The sequence below is a fragment of the Bacillus sp. AY18-3 genome (assembly GCF_008042305.1).
Classification (GTDB): Bacteria; Bacillota; Bacilli; order Bacillales; family Bacillaceae_G; genus Bacillus_A; species Bacillus_A wiedmannii.
In genome coordinates, this window is the sequence record NZ_QKQR01000009.1 from 47831 (window position 1) to 66118 (window position 18288).

Annotated in this window: 17 protein-coding genes; 16 read left to right on the forward strand and 1 reads right to left on the reverse strand. The window is 39.6% G+C overall.

Going from position 1 to position 18288, the window contains the following annotated elements; all coding sequences use genetic code 11:
* Positions 1 to 8: 8 nt before the first annotated feature.
* The 6 genes from atpA to DM800_RS09110 all read left to right on the forward strand — a co-directional run bounded on the left by atpA (position 9) and on the right by DM800_RS09110 (position 6478).
* On the forward strand, positions 9 to 1517 hold the full coding sequence (gene atpA, locus DM800_RS09080) for a F0F1 ATP synthase subunit alpha (RefSeq protein ID WP_000027511.1): 1509 nt from the start codon (positions 9 to 11) through the stop codon (positions 1515 to 1517).
* A 290-nt stretch (positions 1518 to 1807) separates the two neighbouring features.
* A complete protein-coding gene (gene atpG / locus DM800_RS09085; protein WP_000157696.1) occupies positions 1808 to 2668 on the forward strand; it encodes a F0F1 ATP synthase subunit gamma in 861 nt (286 codons plus the stop codon).
* Positions 2669 to 3032: 364 nt separating this feature from the next.
* Positions 3033 to 4442 (forward strand): F0F1 ATP synthase subunit beta, encoded by a 1410-nt coding sequence (atpD, locus tag DM800_RS09095; protein ID WP_001032603.1) that lies wholly within the window; start codon positions 3033 to 3035, stop codon positions 4440 to 4442.
* 20 nt (positions 4443 to 4462) lie between these two features.
* Positions 4463 to 4864 carry a F0F1 ATP synthase subunit epsilon gene (gene atpC / locus DM800_RS09100; RefSeq protein ID WP_000847206.1) on the forward strand — a complete coding sequence of 134 codons (402 nt, stop codon included), beginning with the start codon at positions 4463 to 4465 and terminating at the stop codon, positions 4862 to 4864.
* A gap of 130 nt (positions 4865 to 4994) precedes the next feature.
* Positions 4995 to 5777: a DUF975 family protein gene (locus DM800_RS09105; RefSeq protein ID WP_147786746.1), complete on the forward strand. Its 783-nt coding sequence runs from the start codon at positions 4995 to 4997 to the stop codon at positions 5775 to 5777.
* Positions 5778 to 5824: 47 nt separating this feature from the next.
* Positions 5825 to 6478 (forward strand): DUF975 family protein, encoded by a 654-nt coding sequence (locus tag DM800_RS09110; RefSeq protein ID WP_088608236.1) that lies wholly within the window; start codon positions 5825 to 5827, stop codon positions 6476 to 6478.
* A 16-nt stretch (positions 6479 to 6494) separates the two neighbouring features.
* Here the strand turns inward: DM800_RS09110 and DM800_RS09115 are convergent, their stop codons facing one another.
* The gene (locus DM800_RS09115) at positions 6495 to 9224 is read right to left on the reverse strand and encodes a putative bifunctional diguanylate cyclase/phosphodiesterase (protein ID WP_147786747.1); all 2730 of its coding nucleotides are present in this window, start codon (positions 9222 to 9224) and stop codon (positions 6495 to 6497) included.
* A 289-nt stretch (positions 9225 to 9513) separates the two neighbouring features.
* Between DM800_RS09115 and nuoA the strand changes: the two genes are divergently transcribed.
* Genes nuoA through DM800_RS09165 form a run of 10 tightly spaced genes read left to right on the forward strand, consistent with a single transcriptional unit; the run spans position 9514 to position 18284 of the window.
* A complete protein-coding gene (nuoA, locus tag DM800_RS09120) occupies positions 9514 to 9882 on the forward strand; it encodes an NADH-quinone oxidoreductase subunit NuoA (protein WP_000179270.1) in 369 nt (122 codons plus the stop codon).
* Positions 9873 to 10391, forward strand: a complete 519-nt coding sequence (gene nuoB / locus DM800_RS09125) for an NADH-quinone oxidoreductase subunit NuoB (RefSeq protein ID WP_147786748.1) — start codon at positions 9873 to 9875, stop codon at positions 10389 to 10391. Before nuoA ends, nuoB begins: the two co-directional genes overlap by 10 nt.
* On the forward strand, positions 10388 to 11515 hold the full coding sequence (locus tag DM800_RS09130; protein ID WP_147786749.1) for an NADH-quinone oxidoreductase subunit C: 1128 nt from the start codon (positions 10388 to 10390) through the stop codon (positions 11513 to 11515). The genes nuoB and DM800_RS09130 overlap by 4 nt, the downstream gene beginning before the upstream one ends.
* A gap of 3 nt (positions 11516 to 11518) precedes the next feature.
* On the forward strand, positions 11519 to 12619 hold the full coding sequence (nuoD, locus tag DM800_RS09135; protein WP_000621434.1) for an NADH-quinone oxidoreductase subunit NuoD: 1101 nt from the start codon (positions 11519 to 11521) through the stop codon (positions 12617 to 12619).
* The gene (gene nuoH, locus DM800_RS09140; RefSeq protein ID WP_000573437.1) at positions 12619 to 13620 is read left to right on the forward strand and encodes an NADH-quinone oxidoreductase subunit NuoH; all 1002 of its coding nucleotides are present in this window, start codon (positions 12619 to 12621) and stop codon (positions 13618 to 13620) included. Before nuoD ends, nuoH begins: the two co-directional genes overlap by 1 nt.
* Before the next feature lie 25 nt (positions 13621 to 13645).
* Positions 13646 to 14065, forward strand: coding sequence for an NADH-quinone oxidoreductase subunit NuoI (gene nuoI, locus DM800_RS09145; RefSeq protein ID WP_000677191.1), 420 nt, complete (start codon positions 13646 to 13648; stop codon positions 14063 to 14065).
* Positions 14062 to 14586: an NADH-quinone oxidoreductase subunit J gene (locus DM800_RS09150; protein ID WP_001012824.1), complete on the forward strand. Its 525-nt coding sequence runs from the start codon at positions 14062 to 14064 to the stop codon at positions 14584 to 14586. The genes nuoI and DM800_RS09150 overlap by 4 nt, the downstream gene beginning before the upstream one ends.
* Positions 14579 to 14893 (forward strand): NADH-quinone oxidoreductase subunit NuoK, encoded by a 315-nt coding sequence (nuoK, locus tag DM800_RS09155; protein WP_000100078.1) that lies wholly within the window; start codon positions 14579 to 14581, stop codon positions 14891 to 14893. Before DM800_RS09150 ends, nuoK begins: the two co-directional genes overlap by 8 nt.
* Before the next feature lie 29 nt (positions 14894 to 14922).
* Positions 14923 to 16785 (forward strand): NADH-quinone oxidoreductase subunit L, encoded by a 1863-nt coding sequence (gene nuoL / locus DM800_RS09160; protein WP_147786750.1) that lies wholly within the window; start codon positions 14923 to 14925, stop codon positions 16783 to 16785.
* Positions 16782 to 18284: an NADH-quinone oxidoreductase subunit M gene (locus DM800_RS09165; protein ID WP_098155991.1), complete on the forward strand. Its 1503-nt coding sequence runs from the start codon at positions 16782 to 16784 to the stop codon at positions 18282 to 18284. The genes nuoL and DM800_RS09165 overlap by 4 nt, the downstream gene beginning before the upstream one ends.
* Positions 18285 to 18288 lie beyond the last annotated feature (4 nt).

Below are 18288 nucleotides of genomic sequence, written 5' to 3' on the forward strand. Positions count from 1 at the left end.
TGAAGCACATGAGCATCAGAGCTGAAGAAATTAGCGCACTGATAAAGCAACAAATCGAGAACTATCAGTCTGAAATCGAAGTTAGTGATGTTGGTACAGTTATCCAAGTTGGTGACGGTATTGCGCGTGCTCATGGTCTTGATAACGTTATGGCTGGTGAACTTGTAGAGTTCTCTAACGGCGTTATGGGACTAGCACAAAACTTAGAGGAAAACAACGTAGGTATCATTATTTTAGGACCTTACACAGAAATTCGTGAAGGTGACGAAGTTCGTCGTACTGGTCGCATCATGCAAGTACCAGTAGGAAAAGAACTAATCGGTCGTGTTGTAAACCCATTAGGTCAACCAGTTGATGGTTTAGGCCCAATCAATACAACAAACACTCGTCCAATCGAAAGTCCAGCACCAGGTGTAATGGATCGTAAATCTGTTCATGAGCCACTTCAAACAGGTATTAAAGCGATCGATGCTCTTGTACCAATTGGCCGTGGTCAACGTGAGTTAATCATTGGTGACCGTCAAACAGGTAAAACAGCAGTTGCACTTGATACAATCATTAACCAAAAAGATGAAGATATGATTTGTATCTATGTAGCTATCGGACAAAAAGAATCAACTGTACGTAACGTAGTAGAAACACTACGTAAGCACGGTGCATTAGATTACACAATCGTTGTAACTGCATCAGCTTCTCAACCAGCTCCATTATTATACTTAGCTGCTTATGCTGGTGTAACAATGGGTGAAGAGTTCATGTACAATGGTAAACACGTATTAGTAGTATATGATGACTTATCAAAACAAGCAGCGGCTTACCGTGAGCTTTCATTACTATTACGTCGTCCTCCAGGTCGTGAAGCATATCCAGGGGATGTATTCTACTTACATTCTCGCTTATTAGAGCGTGCAGCAAAATTAAGTGATGCAAGAGGCGGCGGTTCTTTAACTGCACTACCTTTCATCGAAACACAAGCAGGGGACGTATCAGCTTACATCCCAACAAACGTAATTTCTATTACGGATGGACAAATCTTCTTACAATCTGACCTATTCTTCTCTGGCGTACGTCCAGCAATCGATGCGGGTACTTCTGTATCTCGTGTAGGTGGATCTGCTCAGATTAAAGCAATGAGTAAGGTATCAGGTACACTTCGTCTTGACCTTGCATCTTACCGTGAGTTAGAAGCGTTCGCTCAGTTCGGTTCTGACCTTGATAAAGCAACTCAAGCGAAACTAAACCGTGGTGCTCGTACTGTTGAGGTATTAAAACAAGGATTACACAAACCATTACGTGTAGAGAAACAAGTTATCATTCTTTACGCTTTAACACGTGGATTCCTAGATGATATCCCAGTAGTAGATATCACTCGTTTCGAAGAAGAATTCCATGCTTGGTTAGATTCTAATGCGACTGACTTATTAGAAGAAATCCGCACAACTAAGAAACTTGCGGATGACGACAAATTTGCAGCAGCTATTAATGGATTTAAAAAAGTATTCGTAGCTTCTGAATAATAAAAGCGGAAGCGGCTCGTTCTGAATGTGAGGGGGATGGAGCTTCTGACGAAGAGGCGGTTTTTGCCTCATAGGAAGAAGTGAAGCCACCGAGCATTCAAGCCGCTGGAGCTAGATAGTATATATATAAGGCATCTCAAGTTTTGAGATTGCTGACGGTTATGTAAAGGAAAAGAGTAGGTGCACCTATTCTTTTCCTTCAATCATGAGCAAGAATATCTTGCAACGTAGATTAGGAAGAGAATTCTTACTAATCGTGCCAACTTCCGGAAAAAAGGTGGTGAAAACCTGTGGCATCTTTACGCGATATAAAAGCGAAGATTAACTCGACAAAGAAAACGAGTCAAATTACGAAAGCGATGGAGATGGTATCTGCATCTAAGTTAAACCGTGCAGAGCAAAATGCTAAATCTTTCGTTCCGTATATGGAAAAGATTCAAGAAGTAGTAGCGAGCATTGCGCAAGGAAGTAAAGGAATTAATCATCCGATGCTAAATGCGCGTCCTGTAAAGCGTACAGGATACATCGTTATTACATCTGATCGCGGACTAGCAGGTGGTTATAACAGTAACGTATTACGTACAGTAAGTAACGTAATTCGTGAACGTCATAATATGGATTCAAACCAATATTCAATTATTGTGCTTGGCCGACTAGGACGTGATTATTTAAAACGTCGCGGCTTTAACATCATTGATGAAGTAGTTGGACTATCTGACCACCCATCATTTACTGATATTAAAGATCTTGCTTCTCGAGCAATTGCGATGTTTGCAGATGGTGCTTATGATGAGCTGTATATTTACTACAACCATTACGTAAGTAAAATTTCACAAGAAGTAACGGAAAATAAAATTTTACCGCTTACTGATGTGGCGTCTGACAAACCGACGACAGCTTATGAATTCGAACCTTCTGAAGAAGAAATTTTAAAAGTACTATTGCCACAATACGCAGAAAGCTTAGTGTACGGTGCATTACTAGACGGTAAAGCAAGTGAACACGCAGCGCGTATGACAGCAATGAAGAGTGCTACAGACAACGCAATGGAAGTTATCGATTCACTTACACTTTCATTCAACCGTGCGCGTCAGGCAGCGATTACGCAAGAAATTACGGAAATCGTTGGTGGAGCAGCAGCGTTAGAGTAGTAATAAAAAGCGTAGGCGGTTCGTTCAGAATGAGAGGGGGATGGAGCTTTTGACGTAGAGGCGATTTGTGCCTCGCAGGAAAAAGCGAAGCCACCGAACATTCTAACCGCCGGAGCTAGATTCAGTAAAAAGTGGAAGCGGCTCGTCCAGAACAAGAGGGCATTGGAGCTTCCTGAAGAAGAGGCGTTCTTTGCCTCGCAGGAAGGCGCGAAATGACCGACTGTTCTAGCCGCTGGAACTAGATTCAATAAAAAGCGTAGGCGGCTCTTTCAAAAGAGTCGCGTAAGCTATAAACCAATAAAAAATTAAAAGCTAACTGCTCGTAGCAAGTTGGCTAATTAAAAGAAAGCTAGGAGGGAACCCGATGAATAAAGGGCGCGTTACGCAAATCATGGGTCCGGTTGTAGACGTTAAGTTTGATGGCGGAAAGCTACCAGAAATCTACAACGCCCTTACGGTAAAACAAAGCAACGAAAACGGAACAAGCATTAACTTAACATTTGAAGTTGCACTTCATTTAGGTGATGATACAGTTCGTACAGTTGCAATGTCTTCCACAGACGGACTTGTTCGTGGTACAGAAGTAGAAGATACTGGTAAAGCAATCTCTGTACCAGTTGGTGATGCAACACTTGGTCGCGTATTTAACGTATTAGGTGATGCAATTGACTTAGATGGTGAGGTTCCTGCCGATGTACGCCGTGATCCAATTCACCGTCAAGCACCTGCATTCGAAGAATTATCTACTAAAGTAGAAATTCTTGAAACTGGTATTAAAGTAGTAGACTTACTTGCTCCTTACATTAAGGGTGGTAAGATCGGTCTATTCGGTGGTGCCGGTGTAGGTAAAACTGTATTAATTCAGGAATTAATTAACAACATCGCACAAGAACACGGTGGTATCTCTGTATTCGCTGGTGTAGGTGAGCGTACTCGTGAGGGTAACGATTTATACCACGAAATGAGCGATTCTGGCGTAATTAAGAAAACTGCGATGGTATTCGGACAAATGAATGAGCCACCTGGAGCACGTCAACGTGTTGCATTAACAGGTTTAACAATGGCTGAACATTTCCGTGATGAGCAAGGACAAGACGTACTATTGTTCATCGATAACATCTTCCGTTTCACGCAAGCAGGTTCTGAAGTATCTGCCCTTCTTGGTCGTATGCCATCTGCGGTAGGTTACCAACCGACACTTGCAACAGAAATGGGTCAATTACAAGAGCGTATTACATCTACAAATAAAGGGTCTATCACGTCTATCCAAGCGGTATATGTACCAGCCGATGACTATACGGATCCAGCACCAGCTACAACGTTCGCTCACTTAGATGCAACAACAAACTTAGAGCGTCGTTTAACACAAATGGGTATTTACCCAGCCGTAGATCCATTAGCATCTACATCTCGTGCACTTTCTCCAGAAATCGTAGGAGAAGAGCATTATGAAGTAGCTCGTCAAGTACAGCAAACTTTACAGCGTTATAAAGAGCTTCAAGATATCATTGCTATCTTAGGTATGGATGAGTTATCTGAAGAAGATAAGTTAGTTGTACATCGTGCTCGTCGTATTCAATTCTTCTTATCTCAAAACTTCCACGTAGCTGAGCAGTTTACAGGTCAAAAAGGTTCTTACGTACCTGTAAAAAATACAGTTAGCGGATTTAAAGAAATTCTAGAAGGAAAATATGATGACCTTCCAGAAGATGCATTCCGTCTTGTAGGTGGTATTGAAGAAGTTATTGAAAACGCGAAGAAAATGATGGCGTAAGGCCTTAGGAGGGACGAATTATGAAGACATTTCCAGTCAGTATTGTAACTCCTGATGGACCGGTTTACGAAAAAGAAGTAGAAATGGTAAGCGTAAAAGCAGAGAGTGGGGAAATGGGGATCTTACCAGGTCACATTCCAACTGTTGCACCATTAAAAATTAGTGCAGTTCGTCTGAAACATGGTGGACACACTGATTATGTAGCAGTAAGCGGTGGCTTTATCGAAGTTCGTCCAGATAAAGTAACTGTATTATCATCATCTGCTGAAGAAGCAAACCATATCGATATCCATCGTGCAAATGAAGCGAAGCGTCGCGCTGAGCAACGTATGCAAGATAAACAAGCACATGTTGACTTTAGACGTGCAGAAATGGCATTACAACGTGCTGTGAACCGTTTAAACGTTTCCGATATGAAATAAAAAATCCGTAAAGGCTTTGCCTTTACGGATTTTTTTGTGTAGTTCATGGATAATTTTACAAAAATGGTATAATTATATTGATGCTTGTATAAGTAGAGAATGTACAACAATTTATAAAGGGGATGAATAAATGATCGGTGAAATGAAACGAGAAGCGTTGCACTCTTTAAAGGGAAAATGGGGACTAGGTGTTGGATCAACGATTTTATATTTTATTTTAAGTTATGTTGTTTCAATGGCTGCAATGCTTATACTTTTAATTCCAGGAGTTATTATATTTTTACTATTTGCTGGTTTAACAGGTTCACTTGAAGAGGAAACAATATCAATTGGAGCAGGTATTACATTTGGTATTTTTTATTGCATCATAATAATTTTGAGTAACGCATCGTATGGAATTACATCATACGGTTATACAAATGTATTTTTACAGATGAGTAAACGAGAAGGTGTTAAAGTAGATCACTTATTCGAAGGGTTTCGTGGCTTTAAAAGAATGATGAAAACGATGTGGGCAATGCTTGCGATTTTGTTATATACAGGTACATGGATTCCAATGTTGCTAGTAGCCTTATTCGCATTTTTCGGTGAAGAAGGAAATACGTCGTTTACTATCGCTTTCTTTGTACTATTAGCTATTTCAATCGTTGTTATGATTGTGATGTATTTTTCTTATGCGATGACGTACTATGTAATGATTGAAAATCCAGAGTATAGTGTGTCACGAGCAATGAAAGAAAGTAAGCATCTTATGAAGGGACATAAGTTAGATTTATTTCTTTTATGGCTCAGTTTTATAGGATGGGGTATTTTAGCGATTTTAACACTTGGAATAGGTTTTCTTTGGCTTAGCCCGTATATGAGTACAACGACAGCGCATTTTTATCGCTATCTTTCAAAAGATGAATTGTAGTAGGAACATGCTATACTAATAGAGTTATTACGTATAGGAGGAACAATATGATTAGTGATTTAAAAGGAGAAGCGCTAGATTCATTAGAAGGGAAATGGGGATTAGCTGTCGGGGCAACATTACTGATTTCGATTCTTATTTCAGCTTTTAGTTTTAGTATTGATTTCATTTTCTTTCAATTTTGGGATTGGAAAGAAGTAAATAACTCACTTTCAGTAGACGTTATTACAATATTGATGGTAGGTCCATTAACGCTAGGTGGTTATCATTTAGCACTACATATCATTCGTGAAAAAGAAGCGAGTATTGGGCATATATTCAGATGGTTTACAGAAGGAAGTAAGTTTATAAAGTCATTTTTATTATATATAGTAGTGAACATTTATATTTTCTTATGGTTTTTATTATTTATTATTCCAGGCATTATTAAATCATTTTCTTATGCGATGACGTACTTTATAATAAATGATCATCCTGATTATTCCATAAATCAAGCTATTACAGAAAGTCGTCGTATGATGAATGGACATAAGATGGAGTATTTCATTTTATGTTTAAGCTTTATTGGTTGGTTTATATTAAGTTGTATTACGTTAGGGATTGGATTCCTATGGCTAATTCCATATTTTTATACGACGTCAGCAGCTTTTTATGAAGAAATTGCAGAGGAGTATTACGAGAAAACAATTCCGACACTATAAAAACACCCAGTATGAGCTATTGGTTCATACTGGGTGTTTTTTGTAGAAATTTTATAAATTGATGACTAGTAAGTGGTTTACTGAAATAGTAACCTTGCATATATTTACAGTTGTTCTTTTGTAGAAACTTAAGTTGTTTTTCTGTTTCAATTCCTTCAGCAACGACAGAGAGGTTTAAAGTATTTGCAAGGGAAAGGATAGTGGAAACGATAGCTCTTTCCTCAGGTCGATGATCGGCTAGTTGTGTAAATTCTCTCGGTACTTTTAACGTATCGATAGGGAAAATTGATAAATAAGCGAGAGAAGAATAGCCGGTACCGAAGTCATCGATGGACGTTTGAATACCATATTCCTTTAATTGTTTTAGTCTTGATAATGTTTCTTTTTCATCAATCATTGCAATGCGTTCTGTTAGCTCAAGTGTTACATGCTTTGGATCGACTTTAATGTCTGTTAGTATTTGTGAAATGTTGTTGATTAAATTCTCTTGCTGAAACTCTTTTGCGGATAAGTTCACACTTATTTTTAAATCTGTGTAGCCGAAAGTATGCCATATTTTTAACTGGCGACAAGATTCTTTTAATACCCAATGACCGAGCGGAACGACTTGTGGCGTCTCTTCTACAATTGGAATGAACTCACATGGCGGAATGTCACCTAGGAGTGGGTGTTTCCAGCGTAGTAATGCTTCAGCACCAATAATCTTTTTCGTCGTAATATCAATTTGTGGTTGATAGACGAGATAAAACTCTTCGTTTACTAAAGCGAGTGGTAAATCTTTTTCAATTCGAGCTTTTCGTTCCATTTTTTTATACAATTCTTTCGTGTATAGGGAGCTACCATTTTTTCCTTTATTTTTTGCTTCGTACATGGCCATATCAGCATGCTGTAAAATGGATAATGGATCTTCACCTGCTTCAGGATATATTGCAATCCCGATGCTCGGTGAGATTTGTAAATGTTGACTTTCAATTTCGAATGGTTCGTTCATGGCTGCTACAATCGTATCAGCTATTTTTTTCACATCGGGTCTTTTTTTATAATTTTCGATAAGGATTGTGAACTCATCCCCGGCTAGCCGGGCGAGCTTCATATTTGGTGTCGATAGTCTTTCTAGTCTTTTTGCTACAGCAATTAATAGAAGGTCTCCTACCCTATGACCGAGGGTATCATTAATAACCTTAAAGCGGTCTAGGTCGAGAAACATAACAGCAAAAGGCCTTTTTGATATTTCGGATCGAGCAATTGCTTGTTCTACATATTGATGAAATGCACGGCGATTTGCAAGCTCTGTTAAAGTATCATGATATGCTAGAAAATTAATTTGTTCTTGTTGTTGTTTGCTTTCCGTAATATCTTTAATCATTAAATAAACACCAGAAATATGATCCTTTAAAAAGATAGGAACTGCTGTAACATGCAAGTAGTAAATATCCCTATTCTTATGATATGCCCGTACTTCTAAAGAAATAGATTTCCCTTTTTTTACTCGATGAAAGGCATTAATGATTTCTTCCAAATCTTCTTCATACGTAAGTGAATAGTATGGTTGCTTTAATAATTCATTCGTTTGATAACCGAGTAAAGTAGTACCAGCGTTGTTCACGTTGAGAAAATTACCGTACAAGTCTAATGTGAAAATTGGATCTGGATGGTGCTCGTATAAAGATTTAAACATCTGTTGGTTATGATATAGTTCATTTTTTTGTTCTACTAAATCTTCTGTACGTAGTTCAATTTGTTTTTCGAGTTCTGAGTTGAATTGCATTTGAGCTAGTAATAATATTTTATTTTGTTTTCGAACTAAACTATGGCGTATGAGAACGAAGGAGAAAGTTATTATAAGCCCGATTACTACAATAGGTGCAAAAACATATTCAACTAGTATAAAAACAATAAGCATTACTACAGAAATATAAGGTAATGACAATCTGATCGATTCCCCAAGTTTAGGTGTTAATAGTACTTGCTCTTGTCTTTCGGGTTCTTTTGTATGCAGAATACAGGCGATTGCTACTAGTACTAAAGTTACTTGATAGAGAGGAGTAACTGTAAACATAGAATACTCGGGTATGAAGTATTTGATATAAGCATAAATCGCATCTGTAGTAGCATATAAAATTAAAGTACTGCCAAGAAGCGCACCAACTTTTTTGGATAATAAGGATAATGGCTTGAATAACAGATTGATTCCTATGAGAAGAAAGAGCAAATCGGCCATTGGATAGGTAAGTTGAACAAATATGTCGATATAGGATGTTGAAGAAACGTGAATGGTGCGTTCAATAAGTAAGTAGTAACTTAAAGTGAATTGTGCTGTAACAATAATACAAATATCACATATCATAAAAAGCTTTTCTAATAAATCGCGGTTATAGATGATTTCATATAGAAACGCAAATGCAAAGGTAATTAAAAAAAGTAAGTAAAAAAAATCGGACGGATCAACGAATGTATAATAGTCCTTTAAAATTAAACGTTGATAGGCAACGACCATATCACCAATGAAATAAGAGAGAGTTCCAACAGATAAAATGGTCCAAAATAAACGAGGTAACCCTTCTTTCCTATTTGAAAAATAAAGTATATAACTACAAGCGATAATATCAATGAATAAGGTACTCATTCCAATTAATATTTGAAAAGGAAATGAGTATTCATATAGAAAAGGCATTGCCACGTAATGAATCGCTATAGATAACAATATAATGCTTATAAGAATACTTACATGTGTTTGTTTTTTCATTTATCTCACCCACGGTATATACATATAAATTCCTCTTTTTATTTTTTATTGTTTCTTGAAACATATATATAATTTCTATACTTATTTTACACAGGTATAGCGAGTTATAAAAATAGATTTTAATAATTCTCGTTTCGGTCCCCAATATATCGACATAGGAATTTGAAGTTTGCTATAATGATTAAAATAGTTGCATTATTTAGAAAAATTTAAAAATAATAATTACTGCAGCTAGGACATATTGTTTACTAAGTGAACTTGTTCTTAATTCAGGGGGGAGGGTTTCACAATGGCAAGTGTATATGAAAATAGTTATATGATCGTTTTGATTTTCTTGCTATTAGGTATATTGCTGCCGGTAGTGGCTCTTACATTAGGAAAGATGCTGCGTCCAAACAAACCAAGTGCAGCGAAAGCGACGACGTATGAGAGTGGGATTGAGCCTTTTCATGATGCAAATATTCGGTTTCATGCTCGTTATTATATTTTTGCTTTATTGTTTGTCATCTTTGATGTAGAAACTTTATTTTTATATCCATGGGCTGTTGCATATGACAAGCTCGGTTTATTTGCACTGATTGAAATGCTCATCTTTGTTGTAATGTTGCTAGTTGGATTAGCGTATGCTTGGAAAAAGAAGGTGTTACAATGGTTATAAATTTTGAGGAATTACATCCAAATGAGCGGGCGGAATTAGAACGAAATATCTTTTTTTCTACATTGGAGCAGTTAAAAGGATGGGCACGAAGCAATTCTTTATGGCCGATGACATTCGGACTGGCATGCTGTGCAATTGAAATGATGGGAGTAGGTTCATCACATTACGATTTAGATCGATTTGGGTCATTTTTTCGGACATCGCCAAGGCAATCGGACGTTATGATTGTGTCGGGAACAGTAACGAAGAAGATGGCTCCTATTGTTCGGCGTTTATACGATCAAATGCCCGAACCAAAATGGGTTATTGCAATGGGATCTTGTGCGACAGCAGGTGGCCCATATGTAAATTCGTACGCTGTTGTGAAAGGTGTGGATCAAATTGTACCAGTGGATGTGTATATTCCTGGTTGTCCACCCAATCCTGCTGCTTTAATTTATGGAATTAATAAATTGAAACAAAAAATTCGTTACGAGGCAAAGACAGGAAAGCAGGTGACGAATAAATGAGTGATCCAAATAAAGACCTAGAGGATTTGAAAAGAGAAGCGGCTAGGCATGCGAAAGAAGAGGCGAGAAAGCGTCTCGTTGCGAAACATGATGCGGAAATAAGTAAACTTGAGGAAGAAAATCGTGAAAAAGAGAAAGCGCTACCAAAAAATGATGGTATGACTGTGGAAGAAGTAAAACGACGTGCAGCCGCAGCCGCGAAAGCAAAAGCGGCAGCATTAGCAAAGCAAAAAAGAGAAGGAACAGAAGAGGTAACGGAAGAAGAAAAGGCAAAAGCGAAGGCGAAGGCAGCCGCCGCGGCAAAAGCAAAAGCGGCAGCATTAGCAAAGCAAAAAAGAGAAGGAACAGAAGAAGTAACGGAAGAAGAAAAGGCAAAAGCGAAAGCGAAGGCAGCCGCCGCGGCAAAAGCGGCAGTATTAGCAAAGCAAAAAAGAGAAGGAACAGAAGAAGTAACGGAAGAGGAAAAGACCAAAGTGAAAGCGAAGGCCGTGGCGGCAGCAAAGGCAAAAGCGGCGGCTTTAGCGAAGCAGAAGGCCTCGCAAGGTAATGAGGATTCAGGAGATGAAAAGGCGAAGGCAATTGCAGCAGCGGCAGCAAGGGGCGCTGAAGGTAAAGCAGAAGAGGAGCCGAAGCAGGAAGAGCCATCCGTGAATCAGCCGTATTTAAATCAGTATGTTGAATTTATTAAGGGGGAAAAAGGAGAGGATGCATTAGTAGATTCCTACATTAATAAACTTTCAAAAGACGTGCCGACTCTTGTTGTGGATCCCGCAAAATATTATGAAGTGATGGAATTACTGCGATTCCATGAAGGACTTGCTTTTGATTATATGTCAGAGCTACATGCGACGGATTTTGTGACACATATGGAAGTATATGTTCATTTATTTTCATATGGAAAGAAACAGTCAGTAGCGGTGAAGGTGAAGTTGGATAGGGAAGCACCAGAAGTAGAGTCGGTTGCAGCGCTTTGGAAAGGAGCGGACTGGCCAGAGCGAGAAGCGTATGATTTGCTCGGCATTGTATTTAAGGGACATCCGAATTTATCACGTATTTTAATGCCTGATGATTGGATAGGGTATCCGCTTAGGAAAGATTATGAACCGTATGATGTGGAGGTGTAGCTTGTGATCCGTACGGAAGAAATGCTTTTGAATGTAGGGCCTCAGCATCCGAGTACGCATGGTGTGTTCAGGCTTGTTATTAAGATTGACGGGGAAATTATTAAAGAAGCTACACCAGTTATTGGATATTTGCATCGCGGGACCGAAAAGATTGCCGAGAGCTTACAGTATACGCAAATTATCCCTTATACAGATCGAATGGACTATTTATCGGCCATGACGAATAACTACGTCATTTGCCATGCTGTCGAGACGATGATGGGGCTTGAAATCCCGGAGCGGGCCGAATACTTACGAGTACTTGCAATGGAGCTTGGAAGGATTGCGAGCCACCTCGTTTGGTGGGGGACAAATCTTCTTGATATAGGAGCGGTCAGCCCGTTTTTATACGCGTTTCGTGAACGAGAGATGATTATAAATTTATTAAACGAATTATGCGGTGCCCGTCTTACTTTTAACTATATGAGAGTCGGGGGTGTAAAGTGGGATGCGCCGGACGGTTGGATTGAAAAAGTGGAAGAGTTTGTTCCGTATATGCGAGAGCAATTGGCAGGTTATCATGATCTCGTTAGCGGTAATGAGATTTTCTTAAATCGCGTAAAAGGCGTTGGTATATATAGCGCGGAAGAAGCGATTTCGTATTCTTTAAGCGGAGCGAATTTGCGGTGTACCGGAGTAAACTGGGATCTTCGCAAGGATGAACCGTACTCCATTTATGATCGTTTTGATTTCGATATTCCTGTTGGGAGTGTGGGAGATGCTTGGGATCGTTACGTTTGCCGCATGCAAGAGATTGAGGAGTCATTAAAAATTGTTGAGCAAGCTGTCCAACAGTTCCCGAAAGACGGAGCTGTGCTAGCGAAAGTGCCGAAAATCATTAAGGCGCCTAAAGGGGAAGCGTTCGTCCGTATAGAATCGCCGCGAGGAGAGATTGGTTGCTATATTGCTAGTGATGGAAAGAAAGAGCCGTACCGCTTGAAGTTTCGCAGGCCGTCTTTTTACAATTTGCAAATTTTACCGAAGTTATTAAAAGGTGAAAACATCGCCAATTTAATTACGATTTTAGGTGGAGTTGATATTGTACTTGGGGAGGTTGATGGCTAATGATTGAAACGCTCTTACAATCACCTTCAAGCTGGACGAATTTCTTCATTTTTTTCGGATTAGCGGTGCTTCTATTATTTGCAGTCCTTGGCTTCGTTACATATGGTATTTTGGCAGAACGGAAAGTGATGGGTTTTATGCAAGGGCGGATTGGACCAAACCAAGTTGGGGGCCGATTCGGCTTACTGCAAACGGTAGCTGATGTTTTAAAACTATTATTGAAAGAAGATAGTATTCCGAAAGCGGCAGATAAACCGTTGTTTATATTAGCGCCTGTCATTGCATTCGCACCGGCATTTATGGTGCTTGCAGTCATCCCGTTTACTGATAAATTTCAGTTCGCGGATATTGGCGTAGGCTTACTGTATTACATTGCTGTTTCTGGCATTACGACGATTGGTGTCGTAACCGGAGGGTGGGCATCAAATAATAAATATTCCCTTTTAGGAGGGATGCGTGCGGCAGCGCAAATGATTTCTTATGAAATTCCGCTTGTAATGAGTGTAATTGGCGTCGTTTTGTTAGCTGGTAGCCTGAATTTAAATGAAATTGTAGCAGCGCAGGAGAATGTTTGGTACATTTTCGTGCAGCCAATCGGTTTCGTCGTTTTCTTAATCGCAGCGGTAGCAGAGTTAAATAGGACGCCGTTTGATTTACCAGAAGCAGAGTCGGAACTTGTTTCTGGATATCATACGGAATACTCAGGGTTTCGCTGGGCGTTTTTCATGCTTTCAGAGTACGTATATTTCTTCGGAATGGCATCTTTAATTACAGTGCTCTTTTTAGGCGGATGGAATCCAGTTATGTTCCTTGGGTTTATCCCAGGAGCTGTATGGTTTGCTTTGAAATTTAGCAGTGTAGTCTTTCTATTAATTTGGTTCCGCGTTACGTTTCCGCGTATAAGAGGTGACCAGTTAATGGAGTTTGGCTGGAAAGTATTATTGCCAATTGCACTTGCGAATATTTTCTTAACGGCATTGATTAAGGAGTTATTCTTCTAATCTATGAGGGGGGTGCCAGTAAGAGATGAAAGGACTATTTAAAGGATTAAAATATACATTAAGCAATTTGAGTAAGAAGAAGGTGACTTACGATTATCCGAATCAACCGTTGCCGTTGCCAGACCGCTTTCGAGGCATTCAAAAGTTTTATCCAGAAAAGTGTATTGTTTGTAACCAATGCTCCAACATTTGTCCGACAGACTGTATTCAGTTAACAGGAAAAAAACATCCGGATCCTACGAAAAAAGGAAAAATTATCGACACGTATGATATTAATTTTGAAATTTGTATTCTGTGTGATTTATGTACAGAAGTTTGTCCGACAGAGGCGATTGTTATGACAAATAACTTTGAGCTCGCGGAATATTCACGTGATGATTTATTTAAAAATTTGCAGTGGCTTGACGAAAACGACGAAAACGTCAGGAAGGAGAATAAAGCATGAATGGCGAGTTTGTAGCATTCTTCATACTATCCTTGTCTGCAATTATCGGCGGTGTTCTTATGTTGAACTTAACGAAAGTCATGCATATGATGCTAGCTCTCGTTCTGACATTTCTTAGTATCGCAGGTTTGTACTTTCTTTTATCGGCCGAATTTATCGGAGTTGCACAAATTTTACTTTACTCCGGTGCGATTACAATTATTATGATTTTTGGCATTATGTTAACGCAACATAACGCAGAAAATGAATCGCGTCTTACTCTTCGAAAATGGATTATCTTCTTTGCGGTTGTAGCATTTGGGGCAGTTATGTATTTCGCTGTTAACAATATTGATTTTGCAAATGAAAGCACACAAGGAAGTTTACCTCTCCATGAAAAAAACACACTTCAAATCGGTACACTTCTCTATTCGAAATATATTATTCCATTTGAGTTAACCTCAGTTATTTTACTTGTAGCACTTGTTGGCGCGATTATACTTGCGAAGAAGGATGAGAAAGAGGAGGATTCCAATGAGTAGCGTTCCAGCTTCTGCATATTTAACGCTTGCGATTATTTTGTTTTGCATCGGTTTGTTTGGAGCTTTAACGAAGCGAAATACAGTGATTGTATTAGTTTGTATTGAATTAATGCTTAACGCGGCCAATTTAAATTTAGTCGCGTTTAGTAAATTAGGTTTGTTCCCAAATTTAACAGGGCAAATTTTCTCTCTGTTTACGATGGCTGTAGCAGCAGCGGAGGCGGCGGTAGGACTCGCCATTTTAATTGCTTTGTATCGTAATCGTACGACGGTTCATGTAGATGAAATGGATACGCTCAAAGGATAACATTGTGACCGAAAAGGGGGAAGGAAACAATGATCGATTATGCATGGCTCATACCGCTTTTCCCGCTTGTTTCGTTTTTTTTATTACTTATATTCGGGAAGAAAATTAGAGAAGGAAGCAGTGTACTTAGTATTTTCCTCGTCTTTCTCTCCTTTATATTTGCGGTACTTGTATTAGTAGAACGGTTTTCGAAAGTAGGATTGAAGCATAAGTGGGTATGGCTTAGAACGGGAGATATTGATATATCATTTGGCTTTGAAGTGACTGCATTAGGGGCTTTAATGCTGTTTATCGTTACACTTGTGAGTTTACTTGTACATGTGTATTCGAAAGGTTATATGAAAGGTGATGAAAGATTACCAACCTTTTATGCCTATTTAGGGCTCTTCACATTTGCAATGCTCGGGCTCGTTATATCACCGAATTTGTTACAGCTTTATATATTTTGGGAGTTAGTCGGCCTTGGTTCATTTTTACTCATCGGTTTTTATTTCTTTAAAGAAGAAGCGAAGGCTGCTGCGAAAAAGGCTTTTATTATGACTCGTATTGGAGATATCGGTTTATTTATTGGGATGATCTTAATTTTCTGGCATGCAGGTAGTTTTGAATATGACGCAATATTTAGGGCGATTCATACGGGGGATCTTACCCCTACGATGATTACAATAACAGCGATATTAATTTTTATCGGGGCGATGGGGAAGTCAGGTCAGTTCCCGCTTCATACGTGGTTACCAGATGCTATGGAAGGGCCGACGCCTGTTTCGGCACTTATTCATGCGGCGACGATGGTCGCAGCTGGCGTGTATTTAGTGGCGACGATGTTCCCACTATTTTCAGCAAGTGCGGTGGCGATGCAGACGGTGGCAATCGTTGGAGCTTTCACCGCAATCTTTGCGGCTTATATCGGTCTTGTTCAAACGGATATAAAGAGAGTGCTTGCTTATTCTACAGTTAGCCAGCTAGGTTATATGATGCTCGCATTAGGATCTGCTGGTTATGTAGCTGGTGTTTTCCATTTAACGACACACGCCTTTTTTAAAGCGCTACTATTTTTGGCGGCAGGAAGTGTCATTCATGCAGTGCATACGCAAGACATTAATAAAATGGGCGGTTTACAGAAGAAGATGAAAGTAACGGGTGCACTATTTTTAATCGGTACACTTGCAATTAGTGGGGTGCCACTCCTTTCTGGTTTCTTTAGTAAAGATGAAATTTTAGCGGTGACTTGGATGAATGGCAATTACGTTTTATTCATATTAGCAGTAATTGCAGCATTTTTAACAGCATTCTACATGTTCCGGCTCTACTTCCTTGTTTTTACTGGGGAAGCAAAGACAAAGGAAGATGTGCATGAATCGCCCCGCGTTATGACGTATCCGATGATCGTCCTTGGCGTTCTCGCCGTAGTGGCGGGTTATATGAATACACCATGGTTTGGGACATTCCTCGGGGATTGGCTTACGAAAGATGTAGCATTTAAAGTGCGAGAGGCACACGGACCAGTTTGGATTATGATCGTAGCGACTATCGTTTCATTTGCAGGAATCGCTCTCGCATATTTCATATATGGTAAGAAATCTATTTCTAGAGATTGGGCTGGTGGCGATGGAACACCTCTTTATAACCTTTTGAAAGAAAAATATTATGTGGATGAACTATACAATATGACGGTGCTCCCTATTACGAAGGGAATCGCCCATGTGCTTCGCTTATTTGAGGTGTATGTAGTCGAAGGAATTGCCGTTTTAATAGGGAGTCTAATTAAAGGGATAAGCGGACTCGGTTCTAGACTCCAAAACGGAAATGTACAAGTGTACGGCACTGTAACAGCTGTTTCGCTTGCAGTACTCGTCATTATTTTGCTCTATACGGGAGGGGATTTACGATGAATGATTTGTTATTAACGTTCTTCATTTTTTCCCCGCTTTTAGGAATTCTCTTACTTGTATTAACGCCAAAAAAAGAATCGCGTACTGTGCGAGCGCTTGGTTTATTTGGGACGGCGCTTCCATTTGGAATCGCTATCGTCCTCGCTTGTACATATGCTTCTGGAAAGAGTTTGTCGCTATTCGATGAAAAAGTGAAATGGATTAAATTTGGGGATTTTGCAGCGGTGGATAAAAGATGGTTTTCCATTTATTACGAGCTCGGCATTGATGGTTTATCGCTCGTTATGATGGTGCTGACAGCTCTTCTAGCGATGCTTGCAGCAATTGCGGCATTTACTATTAAAAGAAACTTGAAAGCCTTTTATATGCTGCTACTCATGTTAGAAATAGGGATGCTCGGCGTCTTCGCTGCTCAAAATTTAATGTTGTTCTTTATCTTCTTTGAAATTACGTTGCCTCCAATGTTTTTATTAATTGGAAAGTGGGGGAAATTGTCGAGTGAAAAGGCTGCTTATAGTTATTTAATATATAACGGTATTGGCTCCGCTATTTTACTCATCGTTTTCTCAGTTTTATTTGCAAAAACAGGTACAACAAATATTACAGAGCTTAAAGAAATATTAACGAGTGTAGGTGCTGGGGGAGGAATGGCTGTCTCAAGCAGCTTACAGTTCGGTTTGTTTCTTGCCATAATGATTGCCTTTGCGATTAAACTACCCGTTTTCCCGCTACATCGCTGGATGGTCAATGTGCATGTTGAAGCGCATCCGGCTGTAGTTATGCTTCATGCGGGCGTTTTACTGAAGATTGGGGCATACGGTATGATTCGTTTCGGAAAGGGGCTATTCCCGGAATACTTTCGCGAGTTTGCAACGCTTATTGCGATTTTAGGAGTCATTAATTTATTGTACGGAGCCTTCTTAGCGCTCATCCAAACGGACTTCCGGAAGGTACTTGCTTACTCTAGTATTTCGCATATGGGCATCGTATTAATGGGCCTCGCGGCGTTAAATGCACCAGGTACACAAGGGGCACTATTCCAAGTTGTGTCTCACGGTTTAATTGCAGCCTTACTCTTTTTCTTACTTGGCGTTATAGAACAGCGCTTTGGAACTTCGGACATTACAGCGCTTGGCGGACTCGCAAAAAGTGTCCCGGTACTTAGCGGCTTCTTCTTAGCGGGAGGAATGGCATCGCTTGGATTGCCAGGAATGTCTGGATTTGTTAGCGAGTTTCTTGCTTTTCTCGGTTTATTCCAAGGGGAGCCAGTCATTGCTGCAGTTGGTGTACTTGGCATCATTTTAACCGCTGTATACGTATTGAGAGCGACACTTCAAGTAACATTTGGTAAGAAAGAGTGGGAGGCGAAAGCTGATATACACGGTTGGGAGTATGTGCCTATATTGCTACTTATCTTCTGCATTATTGCAATTGGAGTAATGCCAGAAATACTAGGGGATCCGCTTCAAAATACATTGAAAACATTGGGGGTGAAGTAGGATG